General features: G+C 60.2%; 15 protein-coding genes. 12 read left to right on the top strand and 3 right to left on the bottom strand.

Annotated elements, in window-relative coordinates; translation table 11 throughout:
• Nucleotides 1–115 precede the first annotated feature (115 nt).
• From BLR63_RS25380 to BLR63_RS25330, 11 genes are all read left to right on the top strand, one after another.
• Entirely contained in the window at nucleotides 116–2,926 is a 2,811-nt protein-coding gene (locus tag BLR63_RS25380) for an LPS-assembly protein LptD (RefSeq protein WP_010566347.1), read from the top strand.
• Nucleotides 2,901–4,241: a peptidylprolyl isomerase gene (locus BLR63_RS25375; protein ID WP_010566346.1), complete on the top strand. Its 1,341-nt coding sequence runs from the start codon at nucleotides 2,901–2,903 to the stop codon at nucleotides 4,239–4,241. The genes BLR63_RS25380 and BLR63_RS25375 overlap by 26 nt, the downstream gene beginning before the upstream one ends.
• On the top strand, nucleotides 4,238–5,227 hold the full coding sequence (gene pdxA, locus BLR63_RS25370; protein WP_010566345.1) for a 4-hydroxythreonine-4-phosphate dehydrogenase PdxA: 990 nt from the start codon (nucleotides 4,238–4,240) through the stop codon (nucleotides 5,225–5,227). The genes BLR63_RS25375 and pdxA overlap by 4 nt, the downstream gene beginning before the upstream one ends.
• Nucleotides 5,224–6,036 (top strand): 16S rRNA (adenine(1518)-N(6)/adenine(1519)-N(6))-dimethyltransferase RsmA, encoded by an 813-nt coding sequence (gene rsmA, locus BLR63_RS25365; protein ID WP_010566344.1) that lies wholly within the window; start codon nucleotides 5,224–5,226, stop codon nucleotides 6,034–6,036. The genes pdxA and rsmA overlap by 4 nt, the downstream gene beginning before the upstream one ends.
• A gap of 126 nt (nucleotides 6,037–6,162) precedes the next feature.
• On the top strand, nucleotides 6,163–6,543 hold the full coding sequence (apaG, locus tag BLR63_RS25360) for a Co2+/Mg2+ efflux protein ApaG (protein WP_010566343.1): 381 nt from the start codon (nucleotides 6,163–6,165) through the stop codon (nucleotides 6,541–6,543).
• Nucleotides 6,543–7,394 (top strand): symmetrical bis(5'-nucleosyl)-tetraphosphatase, encoded by an 852-nt coding sequence (locus BLR63_RS25355; RefSeq protein ID WP_010566342.1) that lies wholly within the window; start codon nucleotides 6,543–6,545, stop codon nucleotides 7,392–7,394. Before apaG ends, BLR63_RS25355 begins: the two co-directional genes overlap by 1 nt.
• Before the next feature lie 33 nt (nucleotides 7,395–7,427).
• A complete protein-coding gene (gene glpE, locus BLR63_RS25350) occupies nucleotides 7,428–7,757 on the top strand; it encodes a thiosulfate sulfurtransferase GlpE (protein ID WP_010566341.1) in 330 nt (109 codons plus the stop codon).
• 285 nt (nucleotides 7,758–8,042) lie between these two features.
• Entirely contained in the window at nucleotides 8,043–9,965 is a 1,923-nt protein-coding gene (locus BLR63_RS25345; RefSeq protein ID WP_010566340.1) for a PrkA family serine protein kinase, read from the top strand.
• Nucleotides 9,966–10,078: 113 nt separating this feature from the next.
• Nucleotides 10,079–11,350, top strand: coding sequence for a YeaH/YhbH family protein (locus BLR63_RS25340; RefSeq protein WP_010566339.1), 1,272 nt, complete (start codon nucleotides 10,079–10,081; stop codon nucleotides 11,348–11,350).
• Nucleotides 11,347–12,912, top strand: a complete 1,566-nt coding sequence (locus BLR63_RS25335; protein ID WP_010566338.1) for a SpoVR family protein — start codon at nucleotides 11,347–11,349, stop codon at nucleotides 12,910–12,912. Before BLR63_RS25340 ends, BLR63_RS25335 begins: the two co-directional genes overlap by 4 nt.
• Nucleotides 12,913–12,975: 63 nt before the next feature.
• Nucleotides 12,976–14,208 (top strand): multifunctional CCA addition/repair protein, encoded by a 1,233-nt coding sequence (locus BLR63_RS25330; protein ID WP_010566337.1) that lies wholly within the window; start codon nucleotides 12,976–12,978, stop codon nucleotides 14,206–14,208.
• 72 nt (nucleotides 14,209–14,280) lie between these two features.
• Here the strand turns inward: BLR63_RS25330 and folK are convergent, their stop codons facing one another.
• Nucleotides 14,281–14,799 carry a 2-amino-4-hydroxy-6-hydroxymethyldihydropteridine diphosphokinase gene (gene folK / locus BLR63_RS25325; RefSeq protein WP_010566336.1) on the bottom strand — a complete coding sequence of 173 codons (519 nt, stop codon included), beginning with the start codon at nucleotides 14,797–14,799 and terminating at the stop codon, nucleotides 14,281–14,283.
• The gene (gene folB, locus BLR63_RS25320) at nucleotides 14,790–15,143 is read right to left on the bottom strand and encodes a dihydroneopterin aldolase (protein ID WP_010566335.1); all 354 of its coding nucleotides are present in this window, start codon (nucleotides 15,141–15,143) and stop codon (nucleotides 14,790–14,792) included. Before folB ends, folK begins: the two co-directional genes overlap by 10 nt.
• A gap of 74 nt (nucleotides 15,144–15,217) precedes the next feature.
• Here folB and plsY point away from each other — a divergent pair, with 74 nt between their 5' ends.
• The gene (plsY, locus tag BLR63_RS25315) at nucleotides 15,218–15,787 is read left to right on the top strand and encodes a glycerol-3-phosphate 1-O-acyltransferase PlsY (protein WP_010566334.1); all 570 of its coding nucleotides are present in this window, start codon (nucleotides 15,218–15,220) and stop codon (nucleotides 15,785–15,787) included.
• A 32-nt stretch (nucleotides 15,788–15,819) separates the two neighbouring features.
• Here plsY and tsaD read toward each other — a convergent pair whose 3' ends face one another.
• On the bottom strand, nucleotides 15,820–16,845 hold the full coding sequence (gene tsaD, locus BLR63_RS25310) for a tRNA (adenosine(37)-N6)-threonylcarbamoyltransferase complex transferase subunit TsaD (RefSeq protein ID WP_010566333.1): 1,026 nt from the start codon (nucleotides 16,843–16,845) through the stop codon (nucleotides 15,820–15,822).
• Nucleotides 16,846–16,853 lie beyond the last annotated feature (8 nt).

Below are 16,853 nucleotides of genomic sequence, written 5' to 3'. Positions count from 1 at the left end.
CGGCGCTAGCCGTCAAGCGGGTCATGCTTTATTATCACGCATCTTTTTCAGACCATCGAGAGGCGTGCGGCCCACACCGCGGGCAGATGGCACGCAGGAAGCCCGGACTAATAAGATGGCATTGAAATCCCCCGCGTTTCGTAGAAAATTTCCGTTGCTGGTAACCGGCAGTCTGCTGGCCATGCAACCTTTCGCCACCTCATTCGTGGTCGCCGCGGAACAGTATGACTGCTCAGTCTCTGCTTCGGGTGCCTGGGATTGCGCGCCGAAAACCGCCGCAGCCCCATTGCCACCGCGCCCGGTGCATGACGGTGCCGCCGTCAGCTCGGCCACCAGTACGGCGCAAGCCGACGCTGGCGGCGGCACTGCGGCCGAACCGAAGACTGCACTGGTCACCGAAGCCAAGGGCCGTGGCCTGCGTTCGCGCAGTGCCGACTACAGCCACTTGGACTGGGTGCCTCGCGACAAGCTGACCGCAGCCCAGTTGGCCGAAACCGGCCCTTACTGCGGCGGTGCGTACATCGAGCCGACTCGTCCTGGCATGAACGACAAGACGAACAAGAGCGATGCGCCCACCTTCATCGGTGCCAAGGCCTCTCGTTATCAGCAGGAACAACAGGTTGCCACCCTGGCCGGTGACGTCGTCATGCGCCAGGGCAGCATGCAGCTGGAGTCCGACGAAGCCAGCCTGTACCAGGCCGAGAACCGCGGCGAGCTGAACGGCAATGTGCGCATGCGCGACAACGGCGCGCTGATCGTCGGCGACCGTGCCGAGGTTCAGTTGGACACCGGTGCGGCGCAGATCGATAACGCCGAATACGTGCTGCACAAGTCGCGTATCCGCGGTAACGCGCTGTACGCCAAGCGTGCCGAAAACGCGATCATCCGTCTCAAGGACGGTACGTACACCACCTGCGAGCCAGACAGCAACGCCTGGCAGCTCAAGGGCAACAACATCACGTTGAACCCGGCCACCGGCTTCGGTACGGCCACCAACGCGACGTTGCGGATCAAGAACATCCCGATCCTGTATACCCCTTACATCTATTTCCCGATCGACAACCGTCGTCAATCCGGCTTCCTGCCACCGAGCTTCAGCACCGGCGGCGAAACCGGCTTTACCCTGGTTACGCCGTACTACTTCAACCTGGCGCCCAACTACGACGCCACGTTGTACCCGCAATACATGACCAAGCGCGGCATGATGATGGAAGGCGAATTCCGCTACCTCACCAAGTCCAGCGAAGGCCAGTTCGGCGGCGCGTACCTGAACGACGACAATGACGAACGCAAGCTGCAGACCGATTACGAAAAAACCCGCTACATGCTCAACTGGCAACACAAGGGCGGGCTGGATTCGCGTGTACTGACCGAGGTCGACTACACGAAGATCAGCGATCCTTACTACTTCCAGGACCTCAAGTCCTACCAGGACGGCGTCCAAAGTCGTGACTACGTCAACCAGCAAGGTGCGGTGAGCTATCGCGGCGACTCGTTCCAAGCGCGCCTGAACGTCCAGGCTTATCAACTGGCAACGATCTCCCAGATCACACCTTATGACCGGCTGCCGCAGATCACCTTCAATGGTCAGCTTCCGTTCCATCCAGGTGGTTTTAACTTCAGCTACGAGACCGAAGCCGTTCGGTTCGAACGCAGCCTGGAAAAAGGCAACTTCATAAATGAGAACGGCGATTCCGAGCGTCGTCTGGACACCTATGTCACCGGCCTGACCCGTGCAAACGGTACCCGTCTGAACGTAGCGCCTGCCGTCGAGTACCCGATGAACTGGACCTACGGCTTCGTGACACCGAAGCTCAAGTACGTCTATACCAAGTACGATCTTGATCTTGATAGCCAAGGCAAGAACGACATTGTTGTTGCGCAAGCAAACGCAACTGCTGCTAACCCATACGCGGGCGGCACCTTCAAGAGCTCCCAGGACCGTGCGATTCCGGTGGCCAGCATCGACAGCGGCCTGTACTTCGATCGCAACACCAACTGGTTCGGCAAAGACTATCGCCAGACCCTCGAACCGCGTGCGTTCTACCTGTACGTCCCGAACAAGGACCAGAGCGATATCCCGGTCTTCGACACCAGCGAGTACTCGTTCAGCTACGCATCGCTGTTCCGCGACAACCGCTTCAGCGGCTCCGACCGTATCGGCGACGAGAACAAGCTGTCCCTGGGCTTGACCAGCCGCTTGATCGAAGACAACGGCTTCGAGCGTCAGCGCGTATCCGTGGGCCAGGCGCTGTACTTCAAGGATCGTGAGGTTCAACTGCCGGGCATCCTGGCGTCCGACCGTGCCGACGCACAGTCAGACGTATCGCCAGTGGCCCTGGACTACGAGTTCCGCTTCAACCGCGACTGGCGCGCCACTGCCGACTACAACTGGGACACCGAGGAACACAGCCCTCGTTCCGGCAGCGCGATGCTCCACTACCAGCCGGAAGACAACCCGAACAAGATCATCAACGTCGGCTATCGCTATCGTAATGACCAGGTCGTCTACAACCAGCTGACCGGCAAATGGCAGTTCGGTGGCGATTACGGCACACCCGGCGCCGATAACTACGTGAAGGATTACTACAAAATCCAGCAACACGATTTCTCGATAATGTGGCCAATCATTCCCCAGTGGAACCTGATCAGCCGCTGGCAGTATGACTACGCTCGCAACCGTACCCTGGAAGCCTTCGGTGGTTTCGAGTACGACAACTGCTGCTGGAAACTGCGCGTGATCAATCGTTACTGGGTTTCCAACGACGAATACAGCCAGATCGCCCCGCTTAACGAAAAGGGTGACCACGGGCTCTTCCTGCAAATCGTCCTCAAAGGACTCGGCGGCCTGACCGGCTCCAAGGTAGAGAGCTTCCTCGACAAAGGCATTGAAGGTTATCGTGAACGTGAAGACCAAGCTTTCTGATTGTTTGCGCCCGCTCGTGCTGGGCGCGCTGTTCCTGGGTACCGCATCGGCACACGCTGCGGTTCAACAGCTGGATAAGGTCGTGGCCATCGTCGATAACGACGTGATCATGCAGAGCCAACTGGACCAGCGCGTCAAGGAAGTGCAGCAAACCATCGCCAAACGTGGCGGTGGCGTGCCGCCGACCAGTGTCCTGGACCAGCAGGTGCTCGAGCGTCTGATCGTCGAAAACCTGCAATTGCAGATCGGCGATCGTTCCGGCATCCGTATTTCGGACGAAGAACTGAACCAGGCCGTGGGCACCATTGCCCAGCGCAACAACATGAGCATCGATCAGTTCCGCGCCGCCCTGGCCCACGACGGGTTGTCCTATGAGGACGCCCGCGATCAGATCCGCCGCGAAATGATCATCAGCCGTGTACGCCAGCGCCGCGTGGCCGAGCGGGTTCAGGTGTCCGAACAGGAAGTGAAGAACTTCCTGGCCTCGGACCTGGGCAAGATGCAGCTTTCCGAAGAACTGCACCTGGCCAACATCCTGATTCCGACCCCGGACAGCGCCAACTCCGAGCAGCTCAACGCCGCCGCCGCCAAAACCCAGGCTATCTATGATCGCCTGAAGGCCGGTGCCGATTTCGCTCAAATGGCGATCGCCCAATCCGGCAGCGACAATGCCCTTGAAGGCGGTGACATGGGCTGGCGTAAGGCTGCTCAATTGCCACCACCGTTCGACCGCGAACTGAGCGCCATGGAAGTCGGCGGTATCACCCAGCCAGCACGGACGCCAGGCGGCTTTATCATCCTGAAGTTGCTGGAGCGCCGCGGCGGCGAGACCTCGCTGAAAGACGAAGTACATGTTCGTCACATCCTGGTCAAACCAAGTGAAATCCGCACCGAGGCACAAACCAAGGAACTGATCCAGAAGATCTATGACCGTATCCAGAACGGTGAAGACTTCGCCACCCTGGCCAAGAGCTTCTCGGAAGACCCAGGCTCTGCGCTCAACGGCGGCGACCTGAACTGGATCGACCCGAAAGCGTTGGTGCCCGAGTTCCAGCAAGTGATGGCCGACACGCCGCAAGGTGTGCTGTCCAAACCGTTCAAGACCCAATATGGCTGGCACGTACTGGAAGTCCTTGGCCGTCGCGCCACCGACAACACCAGCCAGGCCCGCGAGCAACAAGCGCTGAACATACTGCGTAACCGCAAGTACGACGAAGAGCTGCAAACCTGGCTGCGTCAGATCCGTGACGAAGCCTACGTAGAGAACAAGTTGCCAGGCGCCGAGCAAACAGGCACCAACCAGGCAACCAAGTGAAACCCCAGCGTTTCGCGGTGACACCCGGCGAGCCGGCCGGCATTGGTCCAGACCTGTGCCTGCTGCTCGCCTCGCAACCCCAGCCACACCCCCTGATTGCCATTACCAGCCGCGACCTGCTCCTTGAGCGGGCCGCGCAGCTGGGGGTGGCTGTCAATCTGCTGGAGGTGGCGCCGGGCAACTGGCCCGACCTGCCAGCACCCGCCGGCAGCTTGTATGTGTGGGATACCCCACTGCAGGCCAAGGTCGTGGCTGGGCAATTGGACAAGACCAACGCCGCGTTTGTCCTGGAAACCCTGACCCGAGCTGGCCGTGGCTGCATTGACGGTGATTTCGCCGGCATGATCACCGCGCCGGTGCACAAGGGCGTGATCAACGAGTCCGGCATAGCCTTCTCCGGGCACACCGAATTCCTTGCCGAGCTGACCCATACCGAACAAGTCGTGATGATGCTCGCCACCCGCGGTCTGCGGGTCGCCCTGGTGACTACGCACCTGCCGCTGCGCGAGGTTGCCGATGCCATCACCGTCGAGCGCCTGGAGCGTGTGACGCGCATCCTGCATGCCGACCTGCAACAGAAATTCGGCATCGCCCAACCGCGTATCCTCGTCTGCGGGCTCAACCCGCACGCCGGTGAGGGTGGCCATCTGGGCCATGAAGAAATCGATATCATCGAACCCACCTTGGAGCGTCTGCGCCAAGAAGGCATGGACCTGCGCGGCCCACTGCCTGCGGACACTCTGTTTACCCCCAAATATCTGGAGCACTGCGACGCAGTGCTGGCGATGTACCATGACCAGGGGCTGCCCGTGCTGAAATACAAAGGCTTCGGCGCCGCAGTCAACGTGACACTGGGCCTGCCGATCATCCGCACCTCCGTCGACCATGGCACCGCCCTGGACCTGGCGGGCAGCGGCAAGATCGACACCGGCAGCCTGCACGTGGCCCTGGAAACCGCCTATCAGATGGCCGAGACCCGTTTATGACCGAGCATTACCAACACCGGGCGCGCAAGCGCTTCGGGCAAAACTTCCTGCACGACGCTGGCGTGATCGACCGTATCCTGCGCTCCATCCATGCCAAGCCCGAAGACCGTCTGCTGGAAATCGGCCCGGGCCAGGGCGCGCTAACCCAAGGCCTGCTGGCCAGCGGTGCTCAACTGGATGTGGTCGAGCTCGACAAAGACTTGATCCCGATCCTCAACCAGCAGTTTGGCGGCAAGTCCAACTTCATCCTGCACCAGGGCGATGCGTTGAAGTTCGACTTCAACACCCTCAACGCGGCGCCTAACAGCCTGCGGGTGGTTGGCAACCTGCCCTACAACATCTCCACGCCGCTGATTTTCCACCTGCTGAACAACGCCGGGATCATCCGCGACATGCACTTCATGCTGCAAAAGGAAGTGGTAGAGCGCCTGGCTGCCGGTCCTGGTGGCGGTGATTGGGGTCGCCTGTCGATCATGGTCCAGTACCACTGCCGCGTCGAACACCTGTTCAATGTCGGTCCGGGCGCGTTCAACCCGCCACCAAAGGTCGACTCGGCCATCGTGCGCCTGGTGCCTCACGCCGTGCTGCCGCACCCGGCCAAGGATCACAAACTGCTGGAGCGCGTGGTGCGCGAAGCGTTCAACCAGCGCCGCAAGACCCTGCGCAATACGCTCAAGTTGCTGTTGAGCCAGGCTGAGATCGAAGCCGCCGGCGTCGACGGCAGCCTGCGCCCCGAGCAACTGGACCTGGCCGCGTTCGTGCGCCTGGCCGATCAGCTTGCCATCCAGCCCGCCCGCGCTGCGCAATAACCCGCAGGAACCGGCTCCTACAGTGGGTGGGTATCTGGTCAGACACATGTCTGGCCTAGTGCCCACCTCTTGGCCTAGACTGATCCGCATCTGCTGTCCTCCGCTTTTGCTTTTAAGGCCTCTTGCATGTCCGATCCTCGCTACCAGATCGACGTCAGCGTCGTCACCCGCTTCCTGGCGGAACAATCGCAACCTGAACAGAACCGCTTCGCCTTTGCCTACACCATCACGGTGAAAAACAACGGGCTGGTGCCGGCCAAGCTCTTGTCGCGCCATTGGGTGATCACCGACGGTGACGGCCAGGTCGAGGAAGTGCGCGGCGCCGGCGTGGTCGGCCAGCAGCCGCTGATCGACATCGGCGCCAGCCATACCTATAGCAGCGGCACCGTGATGACCTCCAAGGTCGGCACCATGCAAGGCTCCTATCAGATGAAAGCCACCGACGGCCAACTGTTCGACGCCATCATCAAGCCGTTCCGCCTGGCGGTGCCGGGAGCCCTGCACTGATGGCGACGTATGCGGTCGGCGACCTGCAAGGCTGCCTGGAGCCTCTCAAATGCCTGCTCGATCGAGTGGCCTTCGACCCGGCGAACGATCGCCTGTGGCTGGTGGGCGACCTGGTCAACCGTGGCCCCGAATCCCTGGCGACGTTGCGCTACTTGTACAACCTGCGGGATTCCCTGGTGTGCGTACTGGGCAACCACGATCTACACCTGCTGGCAGCCAGTAAAAACATCGAGCGTCTGAAAAAGGGCGATACCCTGCGGGAAATCCTCGAAGCCCCAGATCGCGCCGACCTGCTCGACTGGCTGCGCCGGCAAAAGCTCATGCATTACGATGAAGGCCGCGATACAGCCTTGGTCCATGCGGGTATCCCGCCCCAGTGGACACTCAAGAAAGCCCTCAAGTACGCCGCCGAAGTCGAAACCGCCCTGGCCGATGACAGCCTGTACACACCCTTCCTCGACGGCATGTACGGCAACGAACCGGTGAAGTGGGACAACGACCTCACCGGCATCGCACGCCTGCGGGTGATCACCAACTACTTCACACGCATGCGCTTCTGCACCGCCGACGGCAAGCTGGACCTCAAGAGCAAGGAAGGCGCCGACACCGCACTGCCCGGCTACAAGCCATGGTTTGCCCACAAGGAACGTAAAACCCGCGGCACGAAGATCATCTTCGGTCACTGGGCCGCCCTTGAAGGCAAATGCGATGAGCCCGGTGTATTCGCCCTCGACACCGGTTGCGTATGGGGTGGCGCCATGACCCTGATGAACATCGACACCGGCGAGCGCCTGAGCTGCCAGTGCCAATCCCCCCTTCCCGTTACACTGCCGGCTGCCGCCAAGCGCTAGACGCCACGCGCAGCCACGCCCAAGGAGAGCGCCATGAGCGAATTCAAACGTATCCCTCCCGACCAAGCCCAGGCCCTGCGCGAACAAGGCGCAGTGGTGGTGGATATTCGTGATCCCCAGACCTATGCCCTGAACCACATCAAAGGCGCACAGCACCTGGACAACCACAACATCGCCGATTTCATCCGCGCCGCCGACCTCGACGCGCCGGTGATCGTGGCCTGCTATCACGGCAATTCCAGCCAGAGTGCGGCAGCTTATCTGGTCAGCCAGGGCTTCTCCGACGTCTATAGTCTGGACGGCGGCTTCGAGCTGTGGCGGACGACCTATCCGGCCGAAATTTCCTCCGGCGATTCGCAATAATTTTTTTCACACCCCGCTACCCCGCGTGACGCTTGGGCTCGCGCCGTTTCTGACGAACGGCGCAGCCAAACTAATTGCGCATCGCGCCTTGACCTCTCCGATTCCGAACTATCCTTAAGCGCAGGCCATCCGAATCAGGGGAGAGCCGGTACACCGGCGTGCGGGTCATCGGTAGCGTTTCAGGGTGTTCTGGGGGGAAAACGGCCATTGGCGTTCGTCAATGACTGCCAGCATCGACTGATTGATCCGGCGTCGGCTCCACGTATCGAGCGAGGTGACGACGTCATGAGTATTTTTAGCCACTTCCAACAACGCTTCGAGTCCACACGGCAGGAAGAACTCACGCTTCAAGAGTATCTCGAGCTGTGCAAGCGCGACCGCAGTGCCTACGCGTCTGCCGCCGAACGCCTGCTACTGGCGATCGGCGAGCCGGAACTGGTAGACACCTCGAACAATTCGCGCCTGTCGCGAATCTTCTCCAACAAGGTGATCCGCCGCTACCCGGCCTTTGAAGACTTCCACGGAATGGAAGAATGCATTGACCAGATCGTCTCCTACTTCCGCCACGCCGCCCAAGGCCTGGAGGAAAAGAAACAGATCCTCTACCTGCTCGGGCCCGTCGGTGGTGGTAAATCGTCCCTGGCCGAAAAGCTCAAACAACTGATCGAAAAGGTGCCCTTCTACGCCATCAAGGGCTCGCCGGTGTTCGAGTCGCCCCTGGGCCTGTTCAACGCCACGGAAGATGGCGCGATCCTCGAAGAGGACTTCGGCATCCCACGGCGCTACCTCAACACCATCATGTCGCCCTGGGCCACCAAACGCCTGGCCGAGTTCGGCGGCGACATCAGCCAGTTCCGCGTGGTGAAACTCTACCCTTCGATCCTCAACCAGATCGGCGTGGCCAAGACCGAACCGGGCGATGAGAACAACCAGGACATCTCGGCGCTGGTGGGCAAGGTCGATATCCGCAAACTGGAAGAATTCCCACAGAACGACGCCGACGCCTACAGCTACTCAGGCGCGCTGTGCCGGGCCAACCAGGGCCTGATGGAATTCGTGGAGATGTTCAAGGCTCCGATCAAGGTGCTGCACCCACTGCTCACCGCCACCCAGGAGGGCAACTACAACAGTACCGAAGGCCTGGGCGCGATTCCGTTCACCGGGATCCTGCTGGCCCACTCCAACGAATCGGAGTGGCACACCTTCCGCAACAACAAGAACAACGAAGCCTTCATCGACCGGATCTACATCGTCAAGGTGCCGTACTGCCTGCGGGTCAGCGATGAAATCAAGATCTACGACAAGTTGCTGTTCAACAGCTCCCTGGCCAAGGCCCATTGCGCGCCCGACACCCTGAAGATGCTCGCCCAGTTCACCGTACTGTCGCGCCTCAAGGAGCCGGAAAACTCGAATATCTATTCGAAGATGCGCGTGTACGACGGCGAGAACCTCAAGGACACCGACCCCAAGGCCAAGTCGATCCAGGAATACCGCGACACCGCAGGCGTGGACGAGGGCATGAACGGCCTGTCGACGCGCTTCGCGTTCAAGATCCTGTCCAAAGTGTTCAACTTCGACCCCCACGAGATCGCCGCCAACCCGGTGCACTTGCTCTACGTGCTGGAACAACAGATCGAACAGGAGCAATTCCAGGCTGAAACCCGCGAGCGCTACCTGCGCTTCCTCAAGGAATACCTGGCGCCGCGCTACATCGAATTTATCGGCAAGGAAATCCAGACCGCGTACCTGGAGTCCTACAGCGAATACGGCCAGAACATCTTCGACCGTTACGTGCTGTACGCAGACTTCTGGATTCAGGATCAGGAATACCGCGACCCGGAAACCGGCGAAATCCTCAACCGCGTAGCCCTCAACGAGGAACTGGAAAAGATCGAGAAGCCCGCCGGCATCAGCAATCCGAAGGATTTCCGCAACGAAATCGTCAACTTCGTATTGCGCGCCCGCGCCAACAACAATGGCAAGAACCCCACCTGGCTCAGCTACGAGAAGCTGCGGGTGGTCATCGAGAAGAAAATGTTCTCCAACACCGAGGACCTGCTGCCGGTCATCAGCTTCAATGCCAAGGCCAGCAAGGAGGATCAGCAAAAACACAACGACTTCGTTACACGGATGGTCGAGCGCGGCTATACCGACAAACAGGTACGGCTGCTCTCCGAGTGGTACCTGCGGGTGCGCAAATCGCAGTAAGGCAGCGACGGGCGCGTACTGCCGGGCCAATGGCCTGGCAGTCGACCGCTTGTCTCTAAGCTTCCAGCTCGCCGCTTGAAGCTTGTAACGTGAAGCTGCCCGGAGGGCTCCTCATGAGCTATGTGATCGACCGACGCCTCAATGGCAAGAACAAGAGCACGGTAAACCGCCAGCGTTTCCTGCGGCGTTACCGTGACCACATCAAAAAAGCGGTGGAAGAGGCCGTCAGCCGCCGCTCCATCACCGATATGGAACATGGCGAGCAAATCAGCATTCCGGGGCGGGATATCGACGAACCGGTCCTGCACCATGGCCGCGGCGGCAAACAGACCGTTGTGCATCCGGGTAACAAGGAATTCACCACCGGCGAACATATCCAGCGCCCTCAAGGCGGTGGCGGTGGTAAAGGCCCGGGCAAGGCCGGCAACTCCGGCGAAGGCATGGATGAGTTCGTCTTCCAGATCACCCAGGAAGAATTCCTCGAGTTCATGTTCGAGGACCTGGAGCTGCCCAACCTGGTCAAGCGCAACCTGACCGGTACCGACACCTTCAAAACCGTACGCGCCGGGATCAGCAACGAAGGCAACCCGTCGCGGATCAATATCATCCGTACCCTGCGTTCGGCCCATGCGCGGCGTATCGCCCTGTCGGGCAGCAGCCGCGCCAAATTGAAGGAGGCCAAGGAAGAGTTGGCGCGCTTGAAGCGTGAAGAGCCGGACAACTTCGGCGATATCCAGGAACTTGAAGGGGAAATAGAAAAACTCAGCGCACGCATCCACCGCGTGCCATTTCTGGATACCTTCGATCTCAAGTACAACCTGCTGGTCAAGCAACCCAACCCCAGCTCCAAGGCTGTGATGTTCTGCCTGATGGACGTGTCCGGCTCCATGACACAGGCCACCAAGGACATTGCCAAACGGTTCTTTATCCTGCTGTACCTGTTTCTCAAGCGAAACTACGACAAGATCGACGTGGTGTTCATCCGCCATCACACCAGCGCCCGGGAAGTGGACGAAGAGGAGTTCTTCTACTCACGGGAAACCGGCGGCACCATCGTCTCCAGTGCCTTGAAACTGATGCAGGAGATCATGGCCGAGCGCTACCCGGCCAACGAATGGAACATCTACGCGGCCCAGGCCTCCGACGGTGACAACTGGAACGACGATTCGCCCATCTGCCGCGACATCCTGATCAACCAGATCATGCCGTTCGTGCAGTACTACACTTATGTCGAAATCACCCCCCGTGAGCACCAGGCCCTGTGGTTCGAATACGAGCGCATCGGTGAAGCGTTCGCCGACACGTTCGCCCAGCAGCAACTGGTCTCGGCCGGCGATATCTATCCGGTCTTCCGTGAACTCTTCCAGCGCAGGTTAGTGACATGACCGCCAAAAAAGAGACTAAGCGCCAACCCATTTCCACAGGCTCCGAGTGGACCTTTGAACTGATCCAGGCCTATGACCGGGAGATCAGCCGCATCGCGGCGGGTTATGCCCTGGACACCTACCCCAACCAGATCGAAGTGATCACTGCTGAACAGATGATGGATGCCTACGCTTCCGTCGGCATGCCCCTCGGCTACCATCATTGGTCCTACGGCAAACACTTCCTCAGCACCGAGAAGTCCTACAGCCGCGGCCAGATGGGCCTGGCCTATGAAATCGTCATCAACTCCGACCCCTGCATTGCCTACCTGATGGAAGAAAACACCATCTGCATGCAGGCGCTGGTGGTAGCCCACGCCTGCTATGGGCACAACAGCTTCTTCAAGGGCAACTACCTGTTCCGCACCTGGACCGATGCCAGCTCGATCATCGATTATCTGGTGTTCGCCAAGCAGTACATCATGCAGTGCGAGGAGCGCCATGGCATCGATGCGGTGGAGGACCTGCTCGATTCCTGCCATGCACTGATGAACTATGGGGTCGACCGCTACAAACGCCCCTATCCGATTTCCGCCGAGGAAGAACGCCTGCGCCAGAAGGAGCGCGAGGAGCACCTGCAGAAACAGATCAACGACCTGTGGCGCACCATTCCCAAACGCGCCGACAAGAACAACGATAAAGACAATGCGCGCTTCCCCGCCGAACCCCAGGAAAACATCCTGTACTTCCTGGAAAAGCACGCGCCCCTGCTGGAGCCATGGCAACGGGAAATCGTGCGCATCGTGCGCAAGATCGCCCAGTATTTTTATCCACAGCGCCAGACCCAGGTGATGAACGAAGGCTGGGCGACGTTCTGGCACTACACCCTGATCAACGACCTCTACGACGAAGGCCTGGTCACCGACGGCTTCATGATGGAGTTCCTGACCTCCCACACCAGCGTGGTGTACCAGCCCGGCTTCGACAGCCCGTACTACAGCGGCATCAACCCCTATGCCCTGGGCTTCGCCATGTACCGCGATATTCGGCGCATGTGCGAACACCCCACCGAAGAAGATCGCCGCTGGTTCCCGGAGATCGCCGGCAGCGATTGGTTATCGACCATCAAGTTCGCCATGAGCAGCTTCAAGGATGAGAGTTTTATCCTGCAGTACCTGTCGCCCAAGGTCATTCGGGATCTCAAGCTGTTCAGCATCCTCGATGACGACCTCAAGGACGACCTCGTGGTACCCGCCATCCACGATGAGCCCGGCTATCGCACAATCCGCGAGACCCTGGCGGCGCAATACAACCTGGGCAACCGTGAGCCCAACGTACAGATCTACAGCATCGATGTGCGCGGCGATCGCTCCCTGACCCTGCGTCACCAGCAGCACGACCGCAAGCCTCTGGGCGATTCCACCGAGGAAGTGCTCAAACACCTGCATCGGCTGTGGGGCTTCGACATTCACCTGGAAACCTTGCAGGGTGATCAGGTGATGAAAACCCACCATGTGCCACCGCGCAACGATCATAACGACGGCGACTACGGCCGCCTGGACTTGGCCGTCGTTCACCTCTGACGCAGCAAAGCCTCCATTGGCCGGGCACAGGCGTTATCCTGTTCGGCTTATGGAGGCTTTTTCATGAAAATCTACAAAGTCGGCGGCGCGGTGCGTGACCGCTTGCTGGGCATCAAGGTCACCGATATCGACCGCGTCGTCGTGGGTGCAACCACAGAAGAGATGCTCGCCAAAGGCTACAAACCGGTGGGTGCCGATTTTCCGGTATTCCTGGACCCGAAGAACGGCGACGAATACGCCCTCGCCCGTACCGAGCGCAAGAGTGGCCGGGGCTATGGCGGCTTTGTGTTTCACGCCAGCCCTGAGGTCACGCTGGAAGAAGACCTGATCCGCCGCGACCTGACTATCAACGCCATGGCCCAGGACGATGACGGCAACCTGACCGATCCCTATCACGGCCAGCGTGATCTTGAAGCACGCATTCTCCGCCATGTTTCCCCCGCGTTCGCCGAAGATCCCTTGCGTGTGCTACGTGTTGCACGCTTTGCCGCACGTTATGCGCACCTGGGTTTTACAGTGGCGCCGGAAACCATGGCGCTGATGCGTCAACTCAGCGAATCCGGCGAACTGCAAGCCCTGACTCCTGAGCGCAGCTGGAAAGAAATCTCCCGCGCCCTGATGGAAGATCAGCCCCAGGTGTTTATCCAGGTGCTGCGCGATTGCGATGCACTGAAAATCTTGATGCCGGAAGTCGACGCGCTGTTCGGCGTGCCTCAACCCGCAGCCCATCACCCCGAGATCGACACCGGCGTGCACACCTTGAGCGTGCTGGAACAGGCCGCCCTGCATAAGCAACCGCTGACCGTACGCTGGGCCTGCCTGCTGCATGACCTGGGCAAGGGCCTGACACCTGTGGATAAGTTGCCGCAGCATATCGCCCATGAACACAGGGGCTTGAAGCTGATCAAGGCAGTGAACGAACGCTTCAAGGCGCCCAAGGATTGCCAGGAGCTGGCCTTGCTGGTCGGCCAATATCACACCCACGGCCATCGTGCCCTGGAGTTGAAAGCCTCGACCCTGCTGGAGTTGCTACAGAGCTTCGACGTTTACCGGCGACCGCAGCGCTTTGAAGAGTTTGTGGTGGCGTGTGAAATGGATGCACGGGGTCGCAAGGGGCTTGAGCAAAGAAGTTATCCACAAGCGGATTACTTACGCGCAGCAGCGAAAGCAGCGCGCGAGGTCGCAGTTGCGCCACTGCTTGAGAAGGGCTTCAAAGGCCCGGAGTTGGGCGAGGCGCTCAAGCGCGAACGGCTCAAGGCACTCAAAGCCTACAAGGAACAATACAAACCCTTGTAGGGGCCGAGCTTGCTCGCGAAGAGTCTCAACGATAACGCAGCGCTCTCAGTTTTTTCGCGAGCACGCTCGCTCCTACAAGAGCGAGTCCGGCGTGAGTTGCAGGCCCTGCCATTCAAATCCGACAGGCGCCAGCACCTGGTTGATCTGCGCATCGCGCCACAGTTCAGCCAGGGTCTTGCCCACTTCTGGGTGCACACGGTCTGGCGCCATCATCGACAGCGGCCACAACACAAACGCATTTTTCAGGATCTCGGCCCGAGGCAGGACCAAACCGTCGAAGTTGCCCACCAGATCGCCGTACAGCAGCACATCGATATCCAGCGGCAAGCCCTTGCGATCCGGGGCATAGCGGCCATTGTCGGCCTCGATGAATTTCAAGCGGCGGTCGAGCTCCATCAGTGGCAGATCGGTGTAGGCCGATACCACCAGATTGAAGAACGGCCCACTCTTGATGCCCACCGGCTGGCTTTCGAACACTGCCGAGCACTGCATATCGGTCAAAAAACCCGCCAGGGCATCGAGGCCCGCGCGCAAATGGGTTTCGCGCTCGATATTGCTGCCGAGGCCAAGGTAAACCTGAGTTAGCGACATCCGCGCTCGATCTCCACGCCCACACCTTTGGCAGCCGGCACGGCACCAGGCTTGGTCAGCTTGAGGTGCAGCCAGGGAATCTGGAATTCGCTCATCAACACTTGCGCCAGACACTCGGCGAACGTCTCCACCAATTGGTACTGGGACTGCTCGGCAAAGGCCTGGATCCGCGCCGATACGCTGGCGTAATCGAGTGCCAGGGTCAGGTCGTCGCCGGCGGCGGCCGGGCGGTTATCCCAGGCGAAGCTCAGGTCCAGGCGCAGGCATTGGCGGATTCCGCGCTCCCAGTCGTAGGCCCCGATCACGGTGTCGACTTCCAGGCCTTCGATAAACACTCTGTCCAAGCACTCTTCTCCGCAGCACGACAAGGGCGCGATGCCCCGTTAGAATCAGGGCGTCCTCGCCCGGAATAGTTAGCATGTTTTGGTCACTGGCGATCTTCGCCTACCTGCTCGGCTCGCTGTCCTTCGCCATTTTGCTCAGCCGCCTGACGGGAAATCCCGATCCGCGAATGAGTGGCTCAGGCAATGCTGGCGCCACCAATATGTTGCGCCTGGCCGGCAAGAAACTCGCCATCCTCACGCTGCTTGGCGACGTCTGCAAAGGCCTGTTGCCCGTGCTGATCGCGCATTTCGCCGGCCTTACCCTTCAGCAGCAGGCCTGGGTTGGCGTCTGTGCCGTCCTGGGCCATTTGTTTCCGTTGTACTTCCGCTTTCGCGGTGGCAAGGGTGTCGCTACAGCCGCCGGCATGTTGCTGGGAATCTACCCGCCTGCCGCGTTGCTCGCCGCGCTTGCCTGGCTGCTGACGTTCTACCTGACCCGCACCAGCTCACTGGCCGCATTGATCGCCACGCCCCTCACCCTGCCCCTGCTGGCCTGGCAAGAGCCGGCGGCGCTGCTGCCGATGAGCGTGTTGACCCTGCTGATCGTCTGGCGCCACCGGGGCAATTTACGCGACCTGTTTGCCGGGCGCGAACGGCATTTTTAAATACGTTCGTTAAGCCCGGCTCAAGCCAAGCCTCACAACGGTGACAACTGCTCCATCGGCCAGCGCGCCTGCACGCTGATCGCCAGGCTTTCATGCTGCCCGGCCTGTAGGCGCTGGCAACCGGCATAGGCGATCATCGCTCCGTTATCGGTGCAGAACTCAGGCCGCGCGTAGTACACATCGCCCTTGATGGCGCCGAGCATTTTCTCCAGTGAAGCGCGCAAGGCCTTGTTGGCGCTGACGCCGCCTGCGATCACCAGACGCTGCATGCCCGCCTGTTTCAGGGCACGCTTGCACTTGATGGTCAAAGTCTCCACCACGGCCTGCTGGAACGCCAGCGCGATGTCGCAACGGGCTTGCTCACTGTCGTCCCCGGCGCTGACACTTTGCTGCCAGGTGTTCAGCGCGGAGGTTTTCAGACCGCTGAAGCTAAACATCAGGCCGGGGCGATCGCACATCGGACGCGGGAAGGTGAAGCGGCCCGGAACACCTTTTTCGGCAAGGCGGGCGATTTCCGGGCCACCGGGATAATTGAGGCCCATCATCTTCGCGGTCTTGTCGAACGCTTCACCGGCGGCATCGTCCAGCGACTCGCCCAACAGCGTGTATTGGCCGATCCCATCGACCTGAACCAGCTGCGTATGGCCACCCGAAACCAACAAAGCGACGAACGGGAACTGTGGCGGTGTTTTTTCCAGCATGGGCGCCAATAAATGGCCTTCCATATGGTGCACACCCAGGGCCGGAATCCCCCACGCGAAGGCCAGTGCCTGGGCGCAAGAGGCCCCAACCAGAAGGGCTCCGACCAATCCGGGGCCGGCGGTGTAGGCAATAGCATCGATCTCGGTCGCCACACAGCCGGCCTCGTCCAACACCTGGCGAATCAACGGCAGCATGCGCTTGACGTGATCGCGGCTGGCAAGCTCCGGCACCACGCCACCATAGGCGCGATGCAGATCGATCTGACTGAACAGTGCATCGGCCAAAAGCCCGCGTTCACTGTCGTAGAGTGCGACACCGGTTTCGTCGCAGGAGGTTTCAAGTCCCAGTACTAACATGGGTTTGC

Origin of the sequence: Pseudomonas extremaustralis (assembly GCF_900102035.1) — a bacterium.
Lineage (GTDB): Bacteria > Pseudomonadota > Gammaproteobacteria > Pseudomonadales > Pseudomonadaceae > Aquipseudomonas > Aquipseudomonas extremaustralis.
The sequence above is the reverse complement of the archived record's forward strand: the minus strand, read 5'-3'. Positions and strand labels throughout refer to the sequence as shown.

What these genes read in the sequence shown, in the direction of transcription:
- plsY (WP_010566334.1), top strand. Translation starts at nt 15,218, where the DNA reads ATGTTTTGGTCACTGGCGATCTTCGCCTACCTGCTCGGCTCGCTGTCC.
- tsaD (WP_010566333.1), bottom strand. Translation starts at nt 16,845, where the DNA reads ATGTTAGTACTGGGACTTGAAACCTCCTGCGACGAAACCGGTGTCGCA.
- folK (WP_010566336.1), bottom strand. Translation starts at nt 14,799, where the DNA reads ATGTCGCTAACTCAGGTTTACCTTGGCCTCGGCAGCAATATCGAGCGC.
- apaG (WP_010566343.1), top strand. Translation starts at nt 6,163, where the DNA reads ATGTCCGATCCTCGCTACCAGATCGACGTCAGCGTCGTCACCCGCTTC.
- BLR63_RS25380 (WP_010566347.1), top strand. Translation starts at nt 116, where the DNA reads ATGGCATTGAAATCCCCCGCGTTTCGTAGAAAATTTCCGTTGCTGGTA.
- glpE (WP_010566341.1), top strand. Translation starts at nt 7,428, where the DNA reads ATGAGCGAATTCAAACGTATCCCTCCCGACCAAGCCCAGGCCCTGCGC.
- BLR63_RS25355 (WP_010566342.1), top strand. Translation starts at nt 6,543, where the DNA reads ATGGCGACGTATGCGGTCGGCGACCTGCAAGGCTGCCTGGAGCCTCTC.
- BLR63_RS25340 (WP_010566339.1), top strand. Translation starts at nt 10,079, where the DNA reads ATGAGCTATGTGATCGACCGACGCCTCAATGGCAAGAACAAGAGCACG.
- BLR63_RS25335 (WP_010566338.1), top strand. Translation starts at nt 11,347, where the DNA reads ATGACCGCCAAAAAAGAGACTAAGCGCCAACCCATTTCCACAGGCTCC.
- rsmA (WP_010566344.1), top strand. Translation starts at nt 5,224, where the DNA reads ATGACCGAGCATTACCAACACCGGGCGCGCAAGCGCTTCGGGCAAAAC.
- BLR63_RS25345 (WP_010566340.1), top strand. Translation starts at nt 8,043, where the DNA reads ATGAGTATTTTTAGCCACTTCCAACAACGCTTCGAGTCCACACGGCAG.
- BLR63_RS25330 (WP_010566337.1), top strand. Translation starts at nt 12,976, where the DNA reads ATGAAAATCTACAAAGTCGGCGGCGCGGTGCGTGACCGCTTGCTGGGC.